The 16,509-nt window shown below is 58.7% G+C and carries 22 protein-coding genes, 1 tRNA gene and 1 riboswitch; of the genes, 22 read left to right on the forward strand and 1 reads right to left on the reverse strand.

All coding sequences use genetic code 11. From position 1 onward, the window contains the following. Positions 1-5: 5 nt before the first annotated feature. Positions 6-108: riboswitch (TPP riboswitch) on the forward strand. Between the two features lie 59 nt (positions 109-167). Further along, on the forward strand, positions 168-1,427 hold the full coding sequence (locus tag B9Z51_RS00580) for a cytosine permease (RefSeq protein ID WP_108370936.1): 1,260 nt from the start codon (positions 168-170) through the stop codon (positions 1,425-1,427). 95 nt (positions 1,428-1,522) lie between these two features. Here the strand turns inward: B9Z51_RS00580 and thiD are convergent, their stop codons facing one another. Continuing rightward, on the reverse strand, positions 1,523-2,407 hold the full coding sequence (gene thiD / locus B9Z51_RS00585; RefSeq protein WP_108370938.1) for a bifunctional hydroxymethylpyrimidine kinase/phosphomethylpyrimidine kinase: 885 nt from the start codon (positions 2,405-2,407) through the stop codon (positions 1,523-1,525). A 29-nt stretch (positions 2,408-2,436) separates the two neighbouring features. On the opposite strand from thiD, the gene B9Z51_RS00590 reads away from it, so the two are divergent. From B9Z51_RS00590 to B9Z51_RS18115, 21 genes are all read left to right on the forward strand, one after another. Beyond that, positions 2,437-3,522 carry an FAD-dependent oxidoreductase gene (locus tag B9Z51_RS00590; protein WP_108370940.1) on the forward strand — a complete coding sequence of 362 codons (1,086 nt, stop codon included), beginning with the start codon at positions 2,437-2,439 and terminating at the stop codon, positions 3,520-3,522. Further along, positions 3,515-3,727, forward strand: a complete 213-nt coding sequence (gene thiS / locus B9Z51_RS00595) for a sulfur carrier protein ThiS (RefSeq protein WP_108370942.1) — start codon at positions 3,515-3,517, stop codon at positions 3,725-3,727. The genes B9Z51_RS00590 and thiS overlap by 8 nt, the downstream gene beginning before the upstream one ends. Before the next feature lie 4 nt (positions 3,728-3,731). Further along, positions 3,732-4,538, forward strand: coding sequence for a thiazole synthase (locus B9Z51_RS00600; RefSeq protein ID WP_108370943.1), 807 nt, complete (start codon positions 3,732-3,734; stop codon positions 4,536-4,538). Further along, a complete protein-coding gene (gene thiE / locus B9Z51_RS00605) occupies positions 4,535-5,455 on the forward strand; it encodes a thiamine phosphate synthase (protein ID WP_233254769.1) in 921 nt (306 codons plus the stop codon). Before B9Z51_RS00600 ends, thiE begins: the two co-directional genes overlap by 4 nt. A gap of 150 nt (positions 5,456-5,605) precedes the next feature. Then, positions 5,606-5,681: transfer RNA gene (locus B9Z51_RS00610), tRNA-Asn, on the forward strand. A gap of 356 nt (positions 5,682-6,037) precedes the next feature. Continuing rightward, positions 6,038-6,634: an OmpA family protein gene (locus B9Z51_RS00615; protein ID WP_108370945.1), complete on the forward strand. Its 597-nt coding sequence runs from the start codon at positions 6,038-6,040 to the stop codon at positions 6,632-6,634. A gap of 15 nt (positions 6,635-6,649) precedes the next feature. Next, positions 6,650-8,107: a CHASE2 domain-containing protein gene (locus tag B9Z51_RS00620; protein ID WP_108370947.1), complete on the forward strand. Its 1,458-nt coding sequence runs from the start codon at positions 6,650-6,652 to the stop codon at positions 8,105-8,107. 61 nt (positions 8,108-8,168) lie between these two features. Beyond that, entirely contained in the window at positions 8,169-8,621 is a 453-nt protein-coding gene (locus B9Z51_RS00625) for a FecR domain-containing protein (protein WP_108370949.1), read from the forward strand. A gap of 369 nt (positions 8,622-8,990) precedes the next feature. After that, positions 8,991-10,364, forward strand: a complete 1,374-nt coding sequence (locus B9Z51_RS00630; protein WP_233254770.1) for a site-specific integrase — start codon at positions 8,991-8,993, stop codon at positions 10,362-10,364. Further along, positions 10,361-10,921: a hypothetical protein gene (locus B9Z51_RS00635; RefSeq protein WP_146187656.1), complete on the forward strand. Its 561-nt coding sequence runs from the start codon at positions 10,361-10,363 to the stop codon at positions 10,919-10,921. The genes B9Z51_RS00630 and B9Z51_RS00635 overlap by 4 nt, the downstream gene beginning before the upstream one ends. A gap of 100 nt (positions 10,922-11,021) precedes the next feature. Next, positions 11,022-11,291, forward strand: a complete 270-nt coding sequence (locus tag B9Z51_RS00640; RefSeq protein WP_108370955.1) for an AlpA family transcriptional regulator — start codon at positions 11,022-11,024, stop codon at positions 11,289-11,291. Further along, positions 11,288-11,629: a hypothetical protein gene (locus tag B9Z51_RS00645; RefSeq protein WP_108370956.1), complete on the forward strand. Its 342-nt coding sequence runs from the start codon at positions 11,288-11,290 to the stop codon at positions 11,627-11,629. The genes B9Z51_RS00640 and B9Z51_RS00645 overlap by 4 nt, the downstream gene beginning before the upstream one ends. A 2-nt stretch (positions 11,630-11,631) precedes the next feature. Continuing rightward, the gene (locus B9Z51_RS00650; RefSeq protein WP_108370958.1) at positions 11,632-11,871 is read left to right on the forward strand and encodes a helix-turn-helix domain-containing protein; all 240 of its coding nucleotides are present in this window, start codon (positions 11,632-11,634) and stop codon (positions 11,869-11,871) included. Beyond that, complete coding sequence (locus tag B9Z51_RS00655; protein WP_108370960.1) at positions 11,868-12,167, forward strand: helix-turn-helix domain-containing protein; 300 nt, start codon at positions 11,868-11,870, stop codon at positions 12,165-12,167. Before B9Z51_RS00650 ends, B9Z51_RS00655 begins: the two co-directional genes overlap by 4 nt. Next, complete coding sequence (locus B9Z51_RS18110; RefSeq protein WP_146187657.1) at positions 12,164-12,346, forward strand: hypothetical protein; 183 nt, start codon at positions 12,164-12,166, stop codon at positions 12,344-12,346. Before B9Z51_RS00655 ends, B9Z51_RS18110 begins: the two co-directional genes overlap by 4 nt. Before the next feature lie 137 nt (positions 12,347-12,483). Continuing rightward, entirely contained in the window at positions 12,484-13,251 is a 768-nt protein-coding gene (locus B9Z51_RS00660) for a hypothetical protein (RefSeq protein ID WP_146187658.1), read from the forward strand. After that, positions 13,248-14,600: a replicative DNA helicase gene (locus tag B9Z51_RS00665; protein WP_108370964.1), complete on the forward strand. Its 1,353-nt coding sequence runs from the start codon at positions 13,248-13,250 to the stop codon at positions 14,598-14,600. The genes B9Z51_RS00660 and B9Z51_RS00665 overlap by 4 nt, the downstream gene beginning before the upstream one ends. 430 nt (positions 14,601-15,030) lie before the next feature. Continuing rightward, complete coding sequence (locus B9Z51_RS00670) at positions 15,031-15,660, forward strand: hypothetical protein (RefSeq protein ID WP_146187659.1); 630 nt, start codon at positions 15,031-15,033, stop codon at positions 15,658-15,660. A gap of 104 nt (positions 15,661-15,764) precedes the next feature. Beyond that, positions 15,765-15,977, forward strand: coding sequence for a hypothetical protein (locus B9Z51_RS00675; RefSeq protein WP_233254771.1), 213 nt, complete (start codon positions 15,765-15,767; stop codon positions 15,975-15,977). A gap of 80 nt (positions 15,978-16,057) precedes the next feature. Further along, the gene (locus B9Z51_RS00680) at positions 16,058-16,324 is read left to right on the forward strand and encodes a hypothetical protein (protein ID WP_146187660.1); all 267 of its coding nucleotides are present in this window, start codon (positions 16,058-16,060) and stop codon (positions 16,322-16,324) included. Beyond that, positions 16,321-16,509, forward strand: coding sequence for a hypothetical protein (locus B9Z51_RS18115; protein WP_146187661.1), 189 nt, complete (start codon positions 16,321-16,323; stop codon positions 16,507-16,509). The genes B9Z51_RS00680 and B9Z51_RS18115 overlap by 4 nt, the downstream gene beginning before the upstream one ends.

A 16,509-nucleotide genomic window follows, 5' to 3' on the forward strand; every position in this document is an offset into this window, starting at 1 on the left:
TGCGGTGCATTCGCTAGGGGTGTTGAAGTCCGTGAGGTCTTCGACTGAGAAAGTCCCTTTGAACCTGATTGAGGTAATCCTCGCGCAGGGAAGCTGGCCCCAATCACGCCTTTCATATAAACATGATGGCTGAGGTCTGCCGAACTGTCATTTACTTGAGACAAGCAATGGCAAACACCAACAACACATCTCCCACCCCCGTGGGTCAAGACGCACGCGTCTTCACCGGGTTCTCTCACGCCTCACTGTGGTTCAGCCTCGGTGTGGGGCTGCTCGTCATGCAAGTGGGCGCGTATCTGGTGCCCGCAATGGGCACACTTGATGCACTGACGGCCATCGCGATTGGATCCATCCTCGGCTCAGCATTGCTGGCAGCCGCCGCCAAATTGGGATGTGACAGCGGTCTGTCCAGTGCGGGCTTGATGCACCGGGTTTATGGCAGCGCCTTTGCCCGCCTGCCCGTTGTGCTCAATATCGTGCAGTTAATCGGCTGGACTGCGTTTGAACTGGTCGTCATGCGTGATGGCACAAGCGCCATTGGCGAACGCGCCTTCGGCGTTCAACTGAACATCATCTGGCCCACCTTGCTGTGGGGCGGCGTACTCACCTTGCTGATGATGGGCTCCATGTTGACGCTGGTTCGGCAGTTTGTCAGTCGGATTGGTTTGCCTTTGGTGATCGGCTCACTCCTGTGGCTGACTTGGCACTTCATCGGCGTAGCCAGCACCCAAGGGTTGACCGCCTTCATGGCTCGCCCTGGTGACGGCAGCATGGGCATGCTTTCAGCCATCGATTTGGTCATGGCCATGCCTGTGTCTTGGTTGCCATTGGTCGCCGACTTCGCTCGCCATGGCCGCAGCGGACGCAGCACCTTGGCAGGCACTTGGACGGGCTATGCCATCGCCAATGCGTGGTGCTACGCCTTGGGCTTTTTGGTCGCCAGCGTATCTGAACCCGGCACCGACTTGGTGATGGCCTTGCTGTTTGCACAAGGTGGCTTGCTCGCTCTCGGCTTGATTTTGCTGGACGAACTCGACAACGCCTATGGCGATGTGTACTCAAGTGCGGTCTCAGCCAACAGTCTGAAGTCCACATGGTCCCTGCGTCGCTGGGGCATGGCTTTGGCGGTGTTTTGCACGGTCTTGGCCTTGGTCTTGCCCATGCACAGCCTGGAGCCCTTCTTGCTCATGCTGAGTTCTGTATTTGTGCCGCTCTATGGCGTGATCTTGGGTCGCTGGTCCACTGTGATGAAAACAGCTGACGCATCTCAGTCGCCCAAGGTGGACCTGATCGCTGCTGTGCTGTGGCTATTGGGCGTTGTGGTGTTTCATGCAACAGCCACCTGGGCGCCGCAATTTGGATCAGCTTTGCCCAGCCTGTTGGCGACTTATCTCCTGGCGCGCCTGACTTGCAGTGCAGCACGATGAACACCTGCGCCACCACACACTGAGGTCTTGCATGAAATCCATCATTTCAGAGTTGATTGACTTCATGGCATGCCCGGCCATCAGCATGGATGAATTCAAGGTGCTGGCACAGCACCCCTTGTGTTGACAGTTGATGGCGGCTTGGTGATGCGATGAAGCGGCACGGGCGCAAACCCATGATTCAACGGGCCATGACCGTGGCCCGTGGTCACGCCTGCACCTTGTGCAATGGCGCCCAGGATGAAAGTGCGCGCCAAGCTCACGGCTTCGCCCAGCGGATGCCCCAAAGCCAAATGTGCGGCAATGGCCGACGACAGCGTGCAGCCCGTGCCGTGCACATTGCGGCTGGGAATGCGCTTGGACGCCAGGCGCTGCGAAGGCCCATCGGCCTGCACCAACAAATCCACCACCTCATCGCCCGCCAAGTGCCCACCTTTGAGCAACACGGCTTTGGCGCCCATGGCCAGCAAATCTTGCCCAGCGGTCGCCAAAGCCTCGGCAGTGGGAATGTCGCGACCCAAGAGCAAAGCGGCTTCGTCCAAATTGGGGGTGATGACGCGCACGCGCGGGAACAACTCGCGCACCAAGACCTGCACGGTGTCGTTGGCAATCAGGCGGTCGCCGCTGGTGGCCACCATCACGGGGTCGAGCACCACGTTGGTCAAGTGGTAATGGTCGATGGCCCAGGCCACCACCTCCACAATGCCGGGGGCGTGCAGCATGCCGATCTTGATGGCATCGACACCGATGTCATCCACCACCGACTGGATTTGCGCTTTCAAAAACTCGGCGGGCACGGCGTGAATGCCTTGCACACCCACGGTGTTTTGCGCAGTCAGTGCGGTGATGGCGCTCATGCCGTAGCATCCCAGCGCGGCAAAGGTTTTCAAGTCGGCTTGGATACCGGCGCCACCACCACTGTCAGAGCCAGCAATGGTGAGTACGCGTGCGTAGCGGTAAGAAGGGTTCATGGGCGGCATTATCCGCAAATCACAAAGGACCACATTCAATGAGTGCACAACTTTCAAGCGTGGTGCTGGGCGCGGGCCTGATGGGCCGCTTGCTGGCCCACACCTTGGCACAACTCGGCCACCAGGTGACGGTGTACGAAGCGCAAGGCCCAGACGCACAAGGTGCGGCTGCGCGTGTGGCCGCCGCCATGCTGGCCCCCTTGGCCGAATCGGCCATCACCGAATTGCCCGTGGTGCAGATGGGCCAGCACGCACTCAAGCGCTGGCCGGCGTTGATCGCGCCTTTGGCTGAACCGGTGTTCTTTCAACAAAACGGCACGCTGGTGCTGTGGCACCGCCAGGACGCCGCCGAGGCCAAACGCTTTGAGCAACTGCTGCACCGCACACAGCAACAGCTGCCCAGCTTGCCCGCAGCGCAGACGCTGAATGCCAACGGTTTGCAAGAGAGCGAGCCCGCGCTGGAAAACCGCTTTGCACAAGCCTTGTACTTGCCCGGCGAAGGCCAACTCGACAACCGCCAACTGCTGGCCGCATTGCTCAAAAGCTTGGAGCAACAACATGTCGCCCTGCACTGGAACAGCCCGCGCCAGCCCGAAGACTTTCAGCCCGGCCAGGCCGGCCAGCCCGATTGGGTGTTCGACTGCCGAGGCTTGGGTGCCCGCACCGAATGGCCGCAGCTGCGTGGCGTGCGCGGCGAGGTGATTCGCCTGCATGCCCCCGAAGTCAGCTTGCAGCGCCCCACCCGATTGATCCATCCGCGCTACCCGATTTACATCGCCCCCAAAGAAGACCATGTGTTCGTGATCGGCGCAACCGAGATTGAAACCGAAGACCTCTCGCCCGCCAGCGTGCGCTCGACCTTGGAGCTGCTCAGCGCCGCCTACACCGTGCACAGCGGCTTTGCCGAGGCCCGCATTCTCGAAGTGAGCACCCAGGCGCGCCCCACCTTGACCGACAATTTGCCCGCCATTCGCTGTTGGGGCGATCGCACCTTGCAGATCAACGGTCTGTACCGCCACGGCTTTTTGATCTCACCCGCCATGCTCGACGTGGTGGTGGAATGGGTGCAACACCACACCACCACCTTGGCAGAACAATTCCATTTGAAGTTTGAACATGTCTGACACCACCATCCAAGTGCTGATCAACCAAGCACCACACACCCTGCCGCAGGGGGCCACATTGGCCGACGCGGTGGCACAAGCGGGCATTCAGCCGCCCTTTGCAGCCGCTGTGAATTTGCAATTTGTGCCGCGCGGACAATATGCACAACACACGCTGGCACCCGATGACCACATTGAATTGATTGCCCCCATCACCGGAGGTTGAACCCATGACACCATCCACACTGCACGCCGACCCACTCACGCTTTACGGTGAAAGCTTTCCAAGCCGTTTGCTGCTGGGCACCTCGCGTTACCCCTCGCCCAGCGTGTTGCTGCAAGCCATTGAGCGCTCGCAGCCGGCCATGCTGACCGCCTCGCTGCGCCGCCAAACCGGCAGCGGGGGCGAAGCCTCGCAAAGCTTTTGGAACCTGCTGCGCCAAGCCAAGGTGCCCGTACTCCCCAACACCGCGGGTTGCCACAGCGTGCAAGAAGCCATCACCACCGCCGAGATGGCGCGTGAGGTCTTTGAAACCGACTGGATCAAACTCGAACTGATTGGCGACGACTACACGCTGCAACCCGACACCTTGAACCTGCCCGAAGCGGCCAGCCGCTTGGTCCAGGCTGGTTTCAAAGTGCTGCCCTACACCACCGACGATTTGGTGCTCTGTCAGCGCCTGGTGGATGTCGGCTGCCAGGCGGTCATGCCTTGGGCTGCGCCCATTGGGACTGGCAAAGGCCCCATCAACCCCTATGCCTTGCGCACCCTGCGCGAACGCCTGGATGTGCCCATGATCGTGGATGCGGGGCTGGGCCTGCCCTCACACGCCTGCCAAGTGATGGAATGGGGTTTTGATGCCGTGTTGCTCAACACCGCAGTGGCCCTGGCACAAGACCCGGTGCGCATGGCCGGGGCTTTTGCCGATGCAGTGAACGCGGGGCGAGCCGCTTTTTGCGCGGGAGCCATGCAAGCCCAAGACAGCGCACAGCCCAGCACCCCCGTCCTGGGTACACCTTTTTGGCACCAGTCATGAACCACACGTTCAACACCGCACACGACATCGCCCACGCGCTGGCCACTCAGCATGCAGGCATGCTGGCGGGCGATGCACAGCCCTACACACAAGCGGTTCATGCCGAGGACGCATCGCTCGGCGCCGACATGGCCGGTGTGTTGCAAGGCTGCCGCATGCTCGGATTTTTGGAGCACGATGCGCAATGCGTCGCCCAAGCCTGGCAAGCGCAAACCCTGCGCACAGGCCAGTTTTCGGTCAGCGACTGGCCCTGCACGCCTCAAGACTTTGGCGTGTCGCCTTACCCGCGCGCCCAAGCCTTCCCCGCCTGCCCGCATCAGCTGGGTCTGTACGCTGTGCTGCCGGACGCCCAATGGATCGCCCGCATGGCCCGCGCCGGTGTGCCCACGCTGCAGTTGCGCTTCAAATCCGACGATGAAGCGGCCATTCGCCGCGAAGTCAGGGCCGCCGTGCAAGCGGTTCAGGGCACCGAGGCTTTGCTGTTCATCAACGACCATTGGCAAATAGCCATCGATGAAGGCGCTTACGGCGTACATCTGGGCCAGGAAGACATGGACGACGCCCCCATTGAAACCCTCCGCGCAGCAGGCCTGCGGCTGGGCTTGAGCACGCATGGCTACGCCGAGATGCTGCGCGCCGATGCCTTGAGCCCCAGCTACTTGGCCCTCGGGGCGGTCTTTCCCACCACGCTCAAACGCATGCAAACCGCCCCCCAAGGTACAGGCCGCTTGTATGCCTACGCCCAACTCATGCAGCAAACGCCCTTGGTGGCCATTGGCGGCATTGACGAAGCACGCATTCCAGTGGTCATGAAAAGTGGCGTGGGCGCCATCGCCGTGGTGCGCGCCATCACCGGCGCCAGCGATCCCGAAGTGGCTGCGCGCACTTTGCAGGATTTGATGCAAACAAAGCCCTGATTCACCCACACGTCGCGGCACGAAAGTCAGCATGCACAACTGAGACCGTGCATGCTGGCTTGCCGGGTTTGGAACTCACGCGCGAATTTTTTCAAAAATCTATCTTCACCAAAAAATAGCCCGAAAAATGACGCTATAATTCAAAGCTATTCCTCAATAGCTCAGTCGGTAGAGCGCCGGACTGTTAATCCGTAGGTCCCTGGTTCGAGCCCAGGTTGAGGAGCCAAAAAATCAAAGCCCTTGCAGCAATGCAAGGGCTTTTTTTTCGGCTCTGCAGCTGTACCGACTCTTTGCACTCATCCAAGCCATCCACTGCGCTGGCCCCTTAATGTGTCGAACCAGATTCGGGCTGCACCAAGCCTTCAATCCCCGGGGCAAATTTTTCTGCTTGACAAGGTCCGCTCGGCGACCCTGATCGGCCCATGCGCTTTTTCACAGCGCCCCAATTACACAAAGAAAACCAGCGGATTTCTTAAATCAAATGAACAATCTCGTCTATTTTGTTGAATTTGACATAAATATAGTAATATCGAATGCAACCAAATTTTGTCATTTGGAACTAATAAATAAGCGAATTTCACCATGGAACTTGTTGCTATCGTGTTGCTGGGTCTGGGTATCTGGTGGGGTCAAGCGCCAGCACCCGAAAAAATTGCCGAGCGCATCATTTTGTTGCCCTCAGCGGATGGGTCACGCAGCGCCGTGGTGGTCAGCGGGGCCCAAGGCGATCGGCTGATCGATCAACCTTATGCCAGCCTTGAAATCACGCCTTCAGGTTCACTCAAAAACACCACCCTGTCTGCATCGGAGGTACAAGCGCGCTACGCCACTTTGCTCGAAGTGCAAGCGCCCCGCCCGCGCAGTTTCTTGCTCTACTTCGTCTCGGGCTCAGACAGCAAACTGACTGCTGAGTCTGAGCAGGCTTTGGCGGGACTGCAGGCTTATCTGCAAACCAGGCCCGCGCCGGAAGTGACCTTGATTGGGCACACGGATCGTTCGGGCAGCGCGGCGATCAATGACGCCTTGTCGCTCAAACGCGCGCAATCGGTGCGTGACTTGGTGCGTCAAGCCGGTGTGAGCACAGACAATGTGCCGGTCTTCGGCCGAGGCTCCAGAGAGCCCATCGCTTCGGGTGCACAAGAAGGCCTGAACCGACGGGTTGAGATTCATGTGCGTTGAGACCCTGGGCCGAGCATGAACTTCCTCAAACGACTTCTGACCTCTGGAAATGGTCGACCTGTGGCCATCGGGATTTTGCTGTGGACACTGCTGATCAATGCCTTGACCGAGCTGCCTCCGACCTGGCCTGACTTGCCTTGGCCTGCGGACAAGGTGGTCGATGCGGTGGGATCACCGTTCATCACCGGCCGCAACCTCCTGTTTGACGGCTACCAAAAAGAACACGCCCGAAAACCTCAATCCCAACCGGTGACGATCGTCGCCATTGACGAGAAAAGTTTGCAGGAACTGGGCCAATGGCCTTGGCCCCGATACCGCCTGGCCCAGTTGCTGGACGCCATCGCCGCACACCAACCCGCTGCCGTGGGCTTGGACATTTACATGCCTGAGACGGATCAAACTTCGCCAGACAAGGTGGCCTTGGGTCTGGGGCCTGAACACAAAGCCTTGGCACAGCAGTTGCGCCAATTGCCACCCAACGACACGCGGCTGAGTGCCGCCCTGCGGCGCACCCCATCGGTTTTGAGTGCCGCAGGTTTTGACTTCAAGGCCTTCACCACCACCGAAGGCATGCGCACCTGGCCTGTGACCCTGGAAGGGGGTGAGCGCTTGCCGGTGTTTGTGCGGCGCTTTGACCAGGTGCTGGCGAGTTTGCCTGAATTGCAAGCCGCCGCCAGCGGCCAGGCAGTGGTCAGCGTGGACCTGGAAAACGGCGTGGTTCGCCACATTCCTTTGGTCATGAACCTGTCGGATCAGCCCGTGCCCACACTGGCCATTGAGATGCTTCGGGTGGCCACCCAGTCGCCCTCTGTGAATGTCAAGCTCAGCCCGGCAGGGGTGACAGCGGTCGAAGTGGCGGACTTGTCCGTGCCCACCTTGCCCAAGGGCGACATCCGCCTGCACTTTGCCAAACATGCCGACATGGCGTCCCGGCATGTCTCGGCCTCAGATGTGCTCAGCGGCAAAGTCAACCCCGAAATGCTGGCGGGCAAATTGGTCTTGCTGGGGCTGACCGGCGCCGGTCTGAACGACATGCGCACGAATGCCATCGGCGAAACGGTGCCCGGCATCGAAATTCAAGCGCAGGTGATCGAGTCGCTGTTTGATGGGCGCATTGTGCTGCGTCCGCAATGGCTCAAATGGGCGGAGTCGCTGGCCTTGCTGTGCATTGGCGCCTGGCTGATCTGGTACATCCCCCGCCCTCGGTCGGCCTTCGCAATTTACATACGCAAGGTACCGCAAGCAGGTTTGTGGTTGACGTTGGGCACCAACGCCGTGATCGCCTGGATTGGCCTTCAGGTGTTCATCAGGACAGGCTATTTGTTTGACGCCGCCTCGTTTTTTCTGGTCTTGAGCGGCGTCATGGGTTCACTGGTGTCTTCTGCGTTGGCAGAAATGGACATTCAGAAAAAGGCCAAATTGCTGGTCCAGCAAGAGGCCCAAAAAACAGCGCAAAGCGCCACCCCGGTGTGACCCCCCAGCATGCGGGGCCAGACGATGGCGCCGAATTCAGAATTTTTTGCAAGGACTGACGATGAGGACAAAACAACAAGGCATGTGGCTGCTGGGCCTGATGTGCGCCGCAGCCGTTCAGGCGGCAGACCCCGCAGGCACCATCAAGTCGCTCAAAGGCAGCGCCCACATCGAACGTGGCAAAGAACGTGTTGAAGCCGCAGTCGGCACGCCTTTGCAAACCCAGGACCGACTGGTCAGCGGACCCGCCAGTGGCGTCGGCATCACCCTGCGCGACAGTACTTTGTTGACCCTGGGTGCGAACTCGACGATCGAGCTGAACAAATACGCCTTTGATCGCAACACCAACGTCGGTCAGATGGACACATCCGTCAAACGCGGCACCCTGTCAGTGGTGTCTGGCCAGATCGCCAAGCACAATCCCAATGAGGTGGTCTTTCGCACCCGCACTGTCACCCTGGGGGTTCGTGGCACGGAGTTCATCATTGATGTTGGTGAAGAAGCCGCGCGCTGAAGGCGCAGGGCTTGATGCAGCCTGACCCTTTGGGCTGTTTGATGAAATAAGGGGCATGCCAAATGTATGGCGTGCCATTGGCATGGCACAAAGAAAAACGGGTCACAGCCTTTTGGGCTGTAACCCGTTGATTTCATTAGGAATAAATGGTCGGCGTGGCGGGATTCGAACTCGCTACCCCTTGCACCCCATGCAAGTAAATGAGCTTTCAGGCACTGACAAAGCCTGACAGTTTTTTAAGCAAATTCCATATAAATCAATGACTTACAGATATTCACCTTACAAAGTCTGTCAAGGACGTACAATTTAAGGCAATTTAACGGTGTGGGGATTGGTGTGGGGATTATGGAAAAGACGCTTTCAAACCCGGTGACAGTGCAAGAACTGAAGGCCCTTACAGCCGATCAGCAAGGTAGACGTTTTGCCGTGGGGCAATCGACCTACTGCACGGTCCACCAAGCCACCGACAAGAGCATCACCGTTCGCTTTGAATGGCGGTTCAAATCGGCGGGCAAAGTACGCACCATGCACCTGGGCACCTGGCCTGCCCAAAGCCTTAAAGCCCTGAACGACAAGCGGGCAGACATGCAGACTTTGTTGAAAGACGGTATCGACCCCATTGCCAAAGCCCACCAAGACCGAGAGAAAGCCAACGAAGCCCGTGAACTTGAACGCGCCAAACACGCGGTTGAAATGGCGCAAGCTGAATCCGAGCGGTTGCAGGCACTGGCGGATCAAGAGCGGCAACTCAAAGAGCTGGAGGCCCTGAACGCCCGAATGACCGTGAGGGGCTTGTTTGACTTTTGGCAAAGCACCGACCTGAAAAAGCGCCAAGACGCTGGCGCTGAGGCCCTGCGTGCGTTTGAGCGTGACGTTTTCCCGATCATGGGTGATCTGGCCATTGAGGCAGTCACCAAGGCCCACATACAGCGCATCATCGACACGATGCTGAACCGTGGCGTCAAGCGCATGACCGAGCGCACATTCAGCGACCTGCGCCAGCTTTTTGGTTTTGCGCTTGACCGCGACCTGATCGACGCCGATCCGACCGCACGCATCAAGAAACACAAAATTGGCGGCAACACTGAGCGCGACCGTGTTCTGTCCGAGCCCGAGCTGATCGCTTTTTTTCGCCTATTGCCTTCGTCGGGCCTGGCCGAAACATCCCAATGCGCCCTGCTGATCCAGTTGGCAACGGCTGGCCGCATTGGTGAAGTATTGGGCGCACGCTGGGATCATGTCGATTTTGAACGGCGCACCTGGACGCTGCCCGAAACCAAGAACGGCAAGCGGCACATGGTCAGCCTGAGCGACACGGCCATCAAGCAATTCAAACGCCTGCACGCCCTCACGGGCTTGACGCCATGGGCTTTCCCGGCTTCACGCCTGAACGGCCCTGTGTGCTCAAAAACCGTCAGCAAGCAGGTCACAGACCGACAGCGAGGTGATGGCGAACCCATGAGCGGCCGCACCAAACAAATCAACGCGCTGGCGCTGGCTGGCGGCAAGTGGACCCCACATGACCTGCGGCGCACAGCGGCCACCCTCATGGCCGAATTGGGCGTTTTGCCCGAGGTGATCGAGCGGTGCCTGAACCACACCGAGCAAGTCAAGGTCAAGCGCATTTATCAGCGTGCGCAATATGAAGCCCCGATGCGTGAAGCATGGCAACGGCTGGGTGACCGGCTGGCGCTGCTGGCCGACAAGCCGGGTAACGTGGTGACACTGGCGAGGGCGGCATGAGCATGTTCAACCGCGTGCGAGACACTCAAGAAATCAGGGCCGCTATGTGGCCCCCTGGAGGCAAGTCAGAGGAAGATGGACGCACTGCCAACGCTGAAAAGGCGCACGCGGGGGATTACGCCGCCGCGTGCAAGCGCATTGCCCAGCTTGAAATCGCCTTGCAAGACGTTGAGGACCAACACTCTGACTTGAAACAAGCCTACGACTTGGCACAGGGCACGGCTGAGGTGCTCGCACAAAAGGGTGAAAAAGCCCCAAGCGTGGATCAAGTCGAGCACTTTCTTCAGATGAATCGTCAATTCTGCACGGACCTGGCGACTGAAGGTTTTTTCAATGGTGTGACACACGTTCAACGCAAAGCAGCCACTCTGAAAGGACAACAAAACATTGCGAAGGTGGAGGCTTGGCTTAACGAGCATGGCGTTCGATACCGTGGGATCGAGGCGGCCGCAAGAACAATATGTGAAGCGACAGGTATCGGATTCAGAACCGTGCAACCAGTGGTCAGCAACTGGGTCAAAAAGCATGGCTACGCTCTGTCGGACAAGAAAATTTAAATCTGGCAACTGCCGGTAGTAGGCATTCTCTTTCACCAACGGAAATCGGACATTACCCCCACGCCCTTGATTTGCAAGGGCTTGCACCAAGGGGCAAACAATGTCTGAAATCGAAATCCTGCGCCTTCCAGCCGCCATGTCGGCCTTTGGATATCGCAGTCACGCAAGCATTTACGGCAACGTCAAAGACGGTTTGCTGACCAAGCCGGTATCTATCGGGGCACGCTCAGTGGGCTGGCCACGAGGCGAGATTCAGGCCGTCTTGCAAGCGCGAATTGCTGGCCACACCGACGAGCAAATTCGCACCCTGGTTGACCGCCTGCACGCCGAGCGTCAAGAGCGCGTTGCAGCGCTGGGGGTGGTAGCGTGAACAAAGTCATCATCACCAAGAACGGCGCGGCGCTGAACTCGCCCGTGGGCTTCGAGCCTGACCCCAGAAAAGATGAAGCCCCCAGCGGTGAACTGGAGGCTTCGATTACCGACAAGCCCTGCAAAGAAACTTTCGATGCCCCGATTGTCTCGCAGTACCGCCCGTCCGTCAAAGAGTTTGAAACTGTTCGCGCTCAGTTGGCATTGCGCGCCCATACACTGACCGCCAAACCGCATCAAAGCGGCTTGACCTTGTGGGAGGTCGGCAAGTGGGGCCAAACCCGAGTGTTCAGCCACTGGAATGACGTTCTGGCGTTTCGTGCGCAGATTGGGGTGTAACCATGGCCAAACTCCCCAGCAAATACGCCGCACAAAGGAACCTGGTTTTGGAGACGCTGAAGCTGTCGCCAAAGACCACATACGACTTGCGCCGCATGGGCATTTTTCAGCCGCCGACACGGGTTTTTGAGTTGAAGGCCATGGGCTACCCCATTCAAACGAGCCGTGTTCGCGTGGTCGACCAAGACGGTTATCCGCATAACGGTGTGGCCCTCTACTCGCTCGAGGGTGCCAAGCCATGACCCAAAGCGAAATCCTTCAAGCCGCCATGGAAATTCGTAGCTCGTTGCCTGATGGGCCGGGGTTGATGTTGCTTGTCCTGGCGTGCAGGGAACACGAACCGATGGATTTGGCTGGCCTTGCGAACCTAGTCGGATTGCCAAAAGAAACCGCACGCGAACACGTACAGGAGCTGGTGAACGGTGGATATGTGACTTTCGTGCGTGGCCTGCCAAGCCTGCACTTTGGGGCAGAGGCTGCGTTCAATGGCCTGATGGCAAGGCTGACAGGCTTGCGTGTGACGGAGAAGAGCCGATGACCTTCACCGCCTTCAACAAATTCATGCAGCGCGTGCTGACAACATCCGCGCCGCTGCTCAAGTGCATGGGTTGTGGCAAGCCCGGCGCGCCTGTTTGCCCGGGCTGCCTGAGAATCCATAACTATGTGCGCGAGGTGGAACAGCGCCGTTCATCCAGTCCGACAGGGAGGTCAGCATGACACCCACAGACCTGAACGAAGCGCCATACCCGCCTGAAATCAAGGCGCGTGGCTGGGGCTTTGACATCGACGTTGAACGCATCGAGGCCTCAGAAACATGGGCACTGGCAGGGCCTGAATTGCGCCCCTGGCTGCTCATGACCTGGATCACCGCGTGGCGCAGCCAGCCGGTGGGCACGATGCCCGCTTCACCTAGAGTGTTTGCCGCTCGAATTGGGATGCAATGGGTGCCATTCCAAGACGCGGCTGAGGTGCTGATGCGGGGATGGGTTCAACATGCCGATGGCCTGCTTTATCACCCCGTGATCACCGAGCGTGTTCTTGCCATGAGCGAGAAAAGGCTGAAAGACAGTGTGCGTGTGGCTACATGGCGTGCGCGTAACGCCAAACCCCGTAACACGTTACAGACGGGTGACACCGATGTAACAGACGCAGATGCAACGCGTGACGAACGTGTGAGTACGACACCCCTACCCCTACCCATACCCAAAGGGGAGAAAGAGGGAGATGAAGCTACGCTTCCCCGCACCGACAGCACGATTGAAAAAACAGTCACCAAAAAGAAGCCGGTGCCAGATTGCCCGCACGGGGACATCATTCGCCTTTGGGGTGAGAAGCTGCCAAGCGCAGTGCAACCCCGCACCTGGACAGGGGCAAGAGCTGATGCACTCAAGGCCCGGTGGCGTGAAGATCCTGACCGCCAAAGTCTTGATTGGTGGACAGGATTTTTTGAACACATTGAAAAATCAGACTTTTTGATGGGCCGGACTTCAGGCCGTGACCGAGGCCCGTTCAGCATCACCCTGGATTGGCTGTGTGAAGCCAGAAACTTCGCCAAAGCACTGGATGGCCAATACGACAACAAAGAGCCTCAGATGGTTTCGCTTTTGCAGGGGGGTATATGACCTACCAGACCACCCACAAAAACGCCGAGATGGCCGTTCTGGGGGCCTTGCTGTTGGATAACCTGGCCATAGACCGAATTGACGTGCAGCTCAAGCCTGAGCATTTCACCGACCAGACGTGTCGCATTGTGTTTACGGAGCTGAGTCGCCAGATCGCCAAGGGCAAGCCAGCGGATGTGATCACGTTGTTTGCTGGCCTGAGCGAAGAGGTTTCGCTTGATGAATTGAACGCCCTGGCGCAATACGTGCCCGGAACCACCAACATCCGCCGCTACGCCCAGCTTGTGATCGAGGGCGCGCAAGAGCGGGCACTTAAAACCGCTGCTGTCAGGATTCATGAGCTGGCCAGCGATGACGAAAAAACGATCCAAGAGCGGGTTGACGGTGCGCAGTCCGAGTTATCAGGCCTGCTGTCGGACGATGCCACCGACGATGATGGCTGGGTGCCGCTTTATGACGGCCTGAAGCTTCACCTGGACGTGATCGAGGCCCGGAGGGAGGGCAAGGTAACGGCATGGCCTACGGGCTTGTTTGACCTGGACGCTGCCCTTGAGGGAGGGTTGTCGCCCGGTGAGCTGACCATTGTGGGTGCCCGCCCCGCCATGGGCAAAACAGCCTTTGCCATGACCGTGGGCCTGCACATGAGCCAGACGCTGACCGTGGGCATGTTGAGCATGGAAATGAGCCATGGCGCTTTACGTGATCGCCAACTGTCCGGGCTGGGCGAGGTTTCAATGTCGCAATTGCGCCGCCCGCGAGAGAAGGATTTGGATTACGGCCGCGTGGTCAACGGCGTGGAGGCTGCCAAGGCGCGGCGCTGGTTTACCCGTGAGCTGTCAGGGCCCAACATCAACCAGGTGCGAACCTTGGCCAGACGCTTGAAGCGAAAGCACGGGCTTGATGTGCTGCTGGTCGACTACCTGCAGCTGATGAGCGGCACAGATTCCAAGCAAGCGAGAACGTATCAGCTTGAGGAGGCAAGCCGAGGCCTCAAGAGCCTGGCCAAAGAGCTGAATATCGCCATCGTTTGCTTGTCCCAGGTCAACCGCAAAGTCGAGGAGCGCACGGACCAAATGCCCATGCTCAGTGATTTGCGCGACTCAGGCGCGATTGAACAGGATGCCGACAACTGCCTGTTCCTGACGCGCCCGGTCGTGACAAACAACAGCCTAGGCCCTGACTGGAAACACTACACGCGCCTGTCTGTTGCCAAACAACGGCAAGGCCAAACCACTGAGCTGCCTTTGTTCTACCAGGGTGATCAGACCAAATTTGGCAATTGGTCAGGCCCACCACCTGCCCATGAAGCGCCCAAAAAATCAGGCTACGGTTACCAAGGAAAACCATGATCGAATCACTTGAAAGCTTCGCGCCCTGGCAGGTCAGGGCAAAGACACGCCCGCAAACTGAGGCCGCCCACCCGGTAGCCAGTGGCACAATCACAACGCGCCGCGTTTGCCCGGGTCACCATCTGGAGCCCTTCGCGGTGCCCCCCCCCGCACGTCACCAGCCGTGCACCCGCCCCCGGTGGCGTGGCCCCGATGCCATGATCAAGTTGCCGTGATCAATCGAGGCCGAATATCCGGCGTGCTTGTGAAGACCCGGCCATAGCAATAAGCCCGGGCACTCGCACCCCCCACACCCCCCCACAAAACCACCACCAGCGCCAGCTATGCCCGGCGCTTTTTTGCGTTTGCGCACAAACCTGGAAAACAAGGCTGAAGCCCGAAATTTGAGGCGGGAAACTTGGTGCTGTTATTCAACACAAAGGACGCAACTGTGAACATCAATCCCCCGACCAAAGAACTCCTTCAGGCGCTGCAAGGCCCTGACGCTTCAGCCCTCATCGTGGCCCGTGGGTTGTCCGAAACCTTATTGATGACCGCTCACGCCCTGAGCAAAAGCCCTGCGGCCCTGGTGCAGCTTTGCCAGCAACTCAGCCCGGACGACAGTGCAGTCGATGCTGTCAAGAAAGTACACGATCAATTGCAGTCCCTGTTGGGCAGCGTCACCGCGTTCAATGATCGGTGGAGCGCGATACGACAGGAAATGTTGGACCAAACCCGCTTTCTCCGCCAAGCCGTGAATGAGCGCAATGATGCGATTGGCTATGAACTGCGTCAACTGAACGCGAAATTGACGGGTGAAAAGGCGCAAGCGCAAAACAAGCGCAAGGCCCTGACTGACGCTGGTGTTACCGCTGATGAAGCCGAACGCCTGAGCCCAGAACCCAGCGACACCGCACATGCCGAGCAAAGCGCCGCCCTCCATGCCGAGCGTGCGATTTACAGCGCGTTTGGTCGCACGTTGGATGCAGCCTTGTTGTCGCCCGCCTTGCACGAACGCGCCAAAGAGTTGGAGCATCGAAAGGATTGGGCCGTGGGTCACCGCCAACAGGTGCCCGCATGATCCGGGCAGCCCGCCCGGGTGCAGGTCGCCCGTCAAGCTACAAACCTGCGCACGCGGTAAGCCTGCGCGAGTATTTTGAAAACACGGTCAAGCGGATTGACCAGTTGATCACCGCCGACCAGCGCGAAAACTTGCCATACCCAACGGTCGCCGCATGGTGTCGAAAGGAAGGGCACGAAAGACGCGCCCCCGAACGCTGGTCAAAAGAGCCGGAATTTCGGGCCGCATTGGATTTCGCCAAACAGGTGCAACGCGATTTGAACCAACTGGCAGTTGGTGCAGGCCTTAAGTTCACGCTGAAAGAGTCTGAGACATGACCCCGAAAAAGCCCCCAACCGTGGGCCGCGTAATCAGAGCAAGCCGCCCAGGTGTAAGCAGACCGAGCCCACAGCGCATCGTGAAAGCTGCAAGCCTCAGAAAGTACTTTCAATGCGCCCAGGCCCGAATTGACGAGCTGATTGCAGACGGTCAACGTGAGGGCCTGCCCTGTCCATCTGTTGCGGATTGGGCACGCAAAGAAGGGCTGAACAGAAGTGCCCCCTACCGTTGGGCCAAGTCTCACGACTTCAGCGCGGCGCTTGAATTTGCCCGCAAGGTACAGCGGGATTTGAACGAGCTGGCACTTCGCAAGGGCCTGAAGTTCACGCTGATGGACCAGCCATGACCGAGAGCGCCATGATGGCAAAAGATAGCATTTCCCCGAAAAAGCACATGTGCGCGCAAAGCCCGTTTTTGGCAGTAATTGGTAGCATCAAGCCAAAAAATGACAGTTGCGCGCAAAGCCTGTCGCACAGCAAAAAACAGCATCAAGCCCCAAAACTGCGGGTGTGCGCAAAGCTGGCAGATTGA

This window comes from Limnohabitans sp. T6-5, assembly GCF_003063315.1.
Classification (GTDB): domain Bacteria; phylum Pseudomonadota; class Gammaproteobacteria; order Burkholderiales; family Burkholderiaceae_C; genus Limnohabitans_A.